This window comes from Streptomyces sp. NPDC002130, from assembly GCF_040296465.1.
Taxonomy (GTDB): Bacteria; Actinomycetota; Actinomycetes; order Streptomycetales; family Streptomycetaceae; genus Streptomyces.
The window spans coordinates 1-5496 of sequence record NZ_JBEOXI010000382.1; the positions used below are offsets into that span (position 1 = coordinate 1).

The 5496-nt window shown below is 69.7% G+C and carries 6 protein-coding genes and 1 pseudogene; 4 read left to right on the plus strand and 3 right to left on the minus strand.

Annotation, left to right across the window (positions count from 1 at the left end; translation table 11 throughout):
* Nucleotides 1–135 precede the first annotated feature (135 nt).
* The 3 genes from ABT116_RS38920 to ABT116_RS38930 are packed head-to-tail and all read right to left on the minus strand — an operon-like array spanning nucleotide 136 to nucleotide 2469.
* On the minus strand, nucleotides 136–579 hold the full coding sequence (locus ABT116_RS38920; RefSeq protein WP_351644354.1) for an exodeoxyribonuclease III: 444 nt from the start codon (nucleotides 577–579) through the stop codon (nucleotides 136–138).
* A 10-nt stretch (nucleotides 580–589) separates the two neighbouring features.
* A complete protein-coding gene (locus tag ABT116_RS38925; RefSeq protein WP_351644338.1) occupies nucleotides 590–1165 on the minus strand; it encodes an SDR family NAD(P)-dependent oxidoreductase in 576 nt (191 codons plus the stop codon).
* Entirely contained in the window at nucleotides 1162–2469 is a 1308-nt protein-coding gene (locus tag ABT116_RS38930; protein WP_351644341.1) for an aromatic ring-hydroxylating oxygenase subunit alpha, read from the minus strand. Before ABT116_RS38930 ends, ABT116_RS38925 begins: the two co-directional genes overlap by 4 nt.
* 155 nt (nucleotides 2470–2624) lie before the next feature.
* On the opposite strand from ABT116_RS38930, the gene ABT116_RS38935 reads away from it, so the two are divergent.
* From ABT116_RS38935 to ABT116_RS51060, 4 genes and pseudogenes are all read left to right on the plus strand, one after another.
* Nucleotides 2625–3080, plus strand: coding sequence for a VOC family protein (locus ABT116_RS38935; protein ID WP_351644343.1), 456 nt, complete (start codon nucleotides 2625–2627; stop codon nucleotides 3078–3080).
* 96 nt (nucleotides 3081–3176) lie between these two features.
* The gene (locus tag ABT116_RS38940) at nucleotides 3177–4169 is read left to right on the plus strand and encodes a thiamine pyrophosphate-dependent dehydrogenase E1 component subunit alpha (RefSeq protein ID WP_351644346.1); all 993 of its coding nucleotides are present in this window, start codon (nucleotides 3177–3179) and stop codon (nucleotides 4167–4169) included.
* A gap of 5 nt (nucleotides 4170–4174) precedes the next feature.
* On the plus strand, nucleotides 4175–5200 hold the full coding sequence (locus tag ABT116_RS38945) for an alpha-ketoacid dehydrogenase subunit beta (RefSeq protein WP_351644349.1): 1026 nt from the start codon (nucleotides 4175–4177) through the stop codon (nucleotides 5198–5200).
* Nucleotides 5201–5244: 44 nt separating this feature from the next.
* Nucleotides 5245–5361: pseudogene (locus ABT116_RS51060) on the plus strand (lipoyl domain-containing protein); the annotation flags it as partial.
* Between the last annotated feature and the right edge of the window lie 135 nt (nucleotides 5362–5496).

Below are 5496 nucleotides of genomic sequence, written 5' to 3' on the forward strand. Positions count from 1 at the left end.
GTGCCGCTGGAGGTCCCCGGCACCGAACTGCTGACCGGAGAACGCGCCGCCGGCCTTCAGCGGTACCTCGGCGAGCATCCCGAGTACCTGGAATTGCTCGTCGAGGACTAGCCGCCGGCAACTACGAACAGACGATCAGGCTCCCAGATTCACGATCACCGGAGCGTGATCGCTGGCGCCCTTGCCTTTTCGCTCGTTTCGATCGATCTCGGCTGCTTCGACGCGGGCTGCGAATGCCGGTGAGCCGAGGATGAAGTCGATTCGCATGCCCTGCTTTTTCGGGAAGCGAAGCTGCGTGTAGTCCCAGTACGTGTACACGCCAGGGCCGGGGGTGTACGGGCGAACGACGTCCGCGAACCCGGACTCGGTGAACGCCGTGAACGCTGCTCGCTCCGGCTCGGACGTGTGGGTCTTGCCTTCGAAGAACGCGGGATCCCAGACGTCGTCGTCCGTGGGAGCGACGTTCCAGTCGCCGACCAGGGCGATCTGCGCATCGGGATCCTGCTTGAGCCAGCCCTCCGCGTCGTCGCGCAGCTTGGCCAGCCAATCCAACTTGTAAGCGTAATGCGGGTCTTCCAGCTCGCGGCCGTTACTGGGTGCCGTACTCGAAGGCGGTCGCCTTGGTCAGGCCGTGGATGGCGTGCTTGTTGGTGATGTAGTGGCTGATCGCGGGCTTGTTGGCCTGCTTGCCCTCCACCGAGGAGATGTTGATGATGCGGCCCCAGCCGCCTTCCAGCATCTTCGGCAGTGCCCGGCGGGTGCCGTAGAAGTAGCCGTTGACGTTCAGGTTGAGGGCGTCGTGCCACGCCTCGTCGCTGAGCTGGTGGATCGGGGCGAAGCCGGAGCTGCCGCCGACGTTGTTCACCCAGATGTCGAGTCTGCCGAAGCGCTCGGCGGCGAAGTCGGCGAGCGCCTCGATGTCCTCCTGGCTGTTGGCGTCGCAGGGGTGGAAGACGGCCCGGTCCCCGGCGTCCATCTCCTCCAGGGCCTGCTTGCCCTTGACCTCGCTGCGGCCGCTGACGACGACCGTGGCGCCGTCGGCCAGGAAGGCCTCGGCGATGGCGCGTCCGATGCTGCGTGTGCTGCCCGTGATCACCGCGACACGTCCGTCGAGACTGCCCGTAGCCACCATGGTGTTCTCCCGCGAGTGTTGTTGGTTGCTCACCTGGCGGCTCTGGGGGCGCTCGTGTCCAGGTGCTGGTGAATGGTGCGGTGGAAGTGCTGGAGTCCGGGCTCGTTGCGTCCGAAGACGAAGTCGGTCCCGTCGAGGGCCTCCAGGCCCTGCTGGACTCCGTAGGTGGTCGCGTAGTCCTCGTCGCGGACCACCTCGTGGAACCACTCGCCGAACCGGTCGGCGGCCTGGCGTTCCTCCTCGGTGACCGCCGGTTCCCGCAGCAGGATGATCTGCTGGGTCACCGACTCGGTCGCCGTGCGGGGGAGCACCAGGGAGACGGCGATCTTCTGGCGCCAGCCGCCGGCGATCGCGAGGCCGGGGAAGAGCCAGTAGATGGGCCCGACGCAGTCCCCGGGGTCACGCTGGTCCGGCGGCAGCTCGACCGCCCGCGCGATGGGGCGCAGGGCCGGCGCGATGCGCTGGTGAGGGCCCCAGGTGTCGTGCGCCATCATGTTCGAGAGGTTCGTCTCGAACACCGTCTTCGGGTGCAGGGAGGCGAAGTGGTACGTCTCCAGATACCCGTCGAGGGTGACCTTCCAGTTGGGACTGGTCAGCTCGCTGGTGGCGTAGTGGTGGCACTCCGCCAGCCGGAGGCCCTCCAGCAGGGGCTGGAGGTCGCCCAGCCAGCCGTCCAGGTCGGGCTCGGCCGCCGGGTCCAGCGAGACGAAGACGATCCCCGCGCGCTCCCCGGCCGGGAGCCTGACGAGGCTGCGGCCCTCGCGCGGCACCTCGCCGAAGGTCTTCTCGGCGTACACGCCCCGCAGCTCTCCGGCGAGGTCGTACGACCAGGAGTGGTACGGGCAGGTGAGCCGCTTCGACACCCCGCAGCCGGGTTCGAGGAGCTTGGCCCCCCGGTGCCGGCAGGCGTTGATCATCGCGTGCACGGCGCCCTGCCGGTCACGGGTGATCAGCACGGGGATGCCGAGCACGTCGATCGCCTTGTAGGTGTTCGGCCCCGGAAGCTCGCAGGACATGGCGAGCGGCAGGGGGACGCTGCGGTGGACGGCGTCCGTCTCGCGCCGCCAGCGGTCGGCGTCGAGGTAATGGGCGACGGGTTCCGTCCACTGCTCGTCCGCCTCGTGCGTCGTGTGGTCGCGGTAGTGCGCCATCACACGCTCGACGAGTTCGGCGGCCTCCCGCCGCATCGCCAGGGACGCGGCGTCGGTGGACCGGTCCTGGCTGATCCACGACGAGTATTCGGGGGCCGAGGGGGCCGAGGGGGCCGAGGGGGCCGGGACCGACGACCTCGGCCCGGCGTCCGTCTCCCGAATCTCCGGCGAACTGATCTGGACCACGATGTCCTCACAATCCTCCCAGCCGCGAGCCGGTGACCGGCTTCGGAATGCGACAGCTGGGCTGTGTCCGAAACGAGAACAGGACTTAGTGTGGCCTGTCAATAGAAAGTGGCGAAGTTGCCGCCCGGTGTCCTATGGGGGTGGGTGTGATGGTCATGACCCTGCCGTTCGAGGTGGGCGTGGTGGTGCGGGATCTGGAGCTGATGGAGCGCTTCTACTGCGACGCGCTCGGCTGCCGCACCGAGCGCCGCTCGCGCGTTCCGGAGTCGGTCGGCGGCCCGGCCGGGCTCGGCGGCGAGCTGCTGGTCGTCTGGCTGAAGGTGCCCGCCGGGGGGTGTGTCAAGTTGATCCTTCCCCGGTCGGGCCGGGTGGCGGCGCGCGTGGCGGCCTCGCCGGCCGGGCGCCCGGGACTGTCGTATCTCACCTTCCACTTCGACGACATGGCTCCCTTGGTGGCGGCGCTGCCGGCCGCGGGCGCCCGGCCCCTGTCGGACCCGGTCGTCGTCCGGGCGCGCGGCCGACGGATCAGCTTGGGGGCCGATCCGGAGGGCAACGTCGTGGAGTTGGTGGACGCCCGCGCCGGCGACCCGGATCCGGGGCATAGTAATTAGAGACGCTGTTCAGTAAGGTGCCCCCTGCTGGTTACTGTAGACCGGCACTAGTAAGTCCGATGGGTCGGCAACCTCCCTCGGACGAAGGGGCGGACGATGGCTCAACGAGCGTCAACGGCGTCGAAGGTATCCGCGCAGGTCATCAAGGACCTGCACCAACGCATGGTGCGTATCCGGCTGTTCGAGACCGAGGCGGGAAAGCTCATGGAGGCGGGCAAACTGCCCGGCTTCCTGCACCTCTACGTCGGCCAGGAAGCCATCGCCGCCGGCGTGATGGCGGCCCTGCGCGACGACGACCAGATCACCTCGACCCACCGCGGCCACGGGCACGCCGTGGCCAAGGGCGTCGGCTTCCGCGAGATGTACGCCGAGCTGTACGGCCGGGTCACCGGCGCCTGCCTCGGCCGCGGCGGGAGCATGCACATCAACGACCTCGGCCGCGGCATGCTCGGCGCCAACGGCATCGTCGGGGCGGGTGTCCCGATCGCCGTGGGCGCCGCGTTCGCCGCCCGGTACAAGGGCGAGGACAGCGTCGCCGTGACCTTCTTCGGCGACGGCGCCACCAACATCGGCGCCTGGCACGAGGGTGCCAACATGGCCGCGATCCTCGGCCTGCCCGTCGTCTTCGTCTGCGAGAACAACGGCTACGCCGAGTTCACCCCGCAGTCCGGGCACATGCTGCTCACCGATGTCGCCGACCGCGCCGCCGCCTACGGCATGCCCAGCGTGATCGTCGACGGCATGGACGCGGTCGCCGTCCACCGGGCCGCCGGCGAAGCCGTCGAACGAGCGCGGTCCGGCGCGGGCCCGACGATGATCGAGGCCAAGACCTACCGCTACTACGACCACCAGGGCGTCAAGGGCCTGCGCCACCCCTACCGCTCCGACGAGGAGGTCGCCGAGTGGAAGGCCCGCGACCCCATCGACCTGCTCGAAGCCCAAGCCGTAGCCGAAGGCACCGCGACCCGGGCGGAGCTGGACGACGCATGGCAGCGCACGCGCGACGAGATCGCCGAGGCCATCGCGTACGCCGAGGCGAGCCCGCTGCCCGACCCCGCCGACCTGCTGCTCAACGTCTACTCGGGATGACCGCCATGACCACCACCACCGAGGCACCGGCCCTCCCCCCGGTCGCCGCCCCCCGCACACTGTCCTACGTCAAGGCCTTCAACGAGGGACTGGCCCAGGCCATGCGCGAGGACGAGAACGTCTTCGTCGCCGGCGAGGACGTGGCCGGATACGGCGGCGTCTTCCGCATGTTCGACAACCTGCTCGACGAGTTCGGCCCCCGCCGCATGATCGACACCCCGATCTCCGAAGCCGCACTGGTCGGCCTCGGCGTGGGAGCCGCCGCCCGGGGCCTGCGACCCGTCGTCGACCTGATGTTCATGGACTTCATCGGCGTCTGCCTCGACCAGATCGTCAACCAGGCGGCAAAGATGAAGTACATGTTCGGCGGCGCGCTGTCCGTGCCCCTCACCATCACCACCGCCTCCGGAGCCGGCCTCGGTGCCGCCGCCCAGCACAGCCAGAGCCTGGAGGCCTGGCTGGCCCACGTGCCCGGCCTCAAGGTGGTGATGCCCTGCGACGCGTACACCGCCAAGGGCCTGACCGTCTCCGCCATCCGGGACGACAACCCGGTCGTCATCATGCTCAACAAGGTCCTGCTCGGCAGCACAGGCGAGGTGCCCGAGGAGATCTACGGCATCCCGCTCGGCCGGGCGCACACCGCACGGCACGGTTCCGACGTCACCGTGATCGCCCTGGGCCGCATGGTGGGGGAGGCCCTCGCGGCGGCCGACGAACTCGCGGCCGAGGGCATGGAGATCGAGGTGATCGACCCCCGCACCGTGCAGCCCCTGGACACCGAGACGATGTTCGCCTCCGTCCGCCGCACCAACCGGGTGCTCGTGGTGCACGAGGCCGTCACCTTCGGCGGACTCGGCGCGGAGATCGCCGCCCAGATCCAGGACTCCGTCTTCGACTACCTGGACGCGCCGGTGCTGCGCATCGGCGCTCCCTTCTCACCCGTCCCCTTCTCGCCGGTCCTGGAGAAGGCGTACGTCCCCGACCGCGCCCGCATCGCCCAGGGCTGCCGGCGCCTGCTCGAAAGGTCGTGACCGACATGGCGGTCGAGGTTCTGCTGCCGAAGATCGGTCTGACCATGCAGGAAGGCACGATCGACGAATGGCTCGTGCCGGTCGGCGCGGCCGTCGCGGAGGGCGACGCGCTGCTGAGGCTGGCGACCGACAAGGTGGACGTGGACGTCGAGGCGGAGGCCGGGGGACTGTTCCACCCGGTGGTCCCGGCGGGGTCCACCGTCCCCACCGGCGCCCTCATCGGCTGCCCTCCGGGAGCTCCAGCACCCGGTCGACGATGGCCTGGGGCGACTGGCGCGAGATCGGGCGGCCCTCTG

What these genes read in the sequence shown, in the direction of transcription:
- ABT116_RS38935 (WP_351644343.1), top strand. Translation starts at nt 2,625, where the DNA reads ATGACCCTGCCGTTCGAGGTGGGCGTGGTGGTGCGGGATCTGGAGCTG.
- ABT116_RS38940 (WP_351644346.1), top strand. Translation starts at nt 3,177, where the DNA reads ATGGCTCAACGAGCGTCAACGGCGTCGAAGGTATCCGCGCAGGTCATC.
- ABT116_RS38945 (WP_351644349.1), top strand. Translation starts at nt 4,175, where the DNA reads ATGACCACCACCACCGAGGCACCGGCCCTCCCCCCGGTCGCCGCCCCC.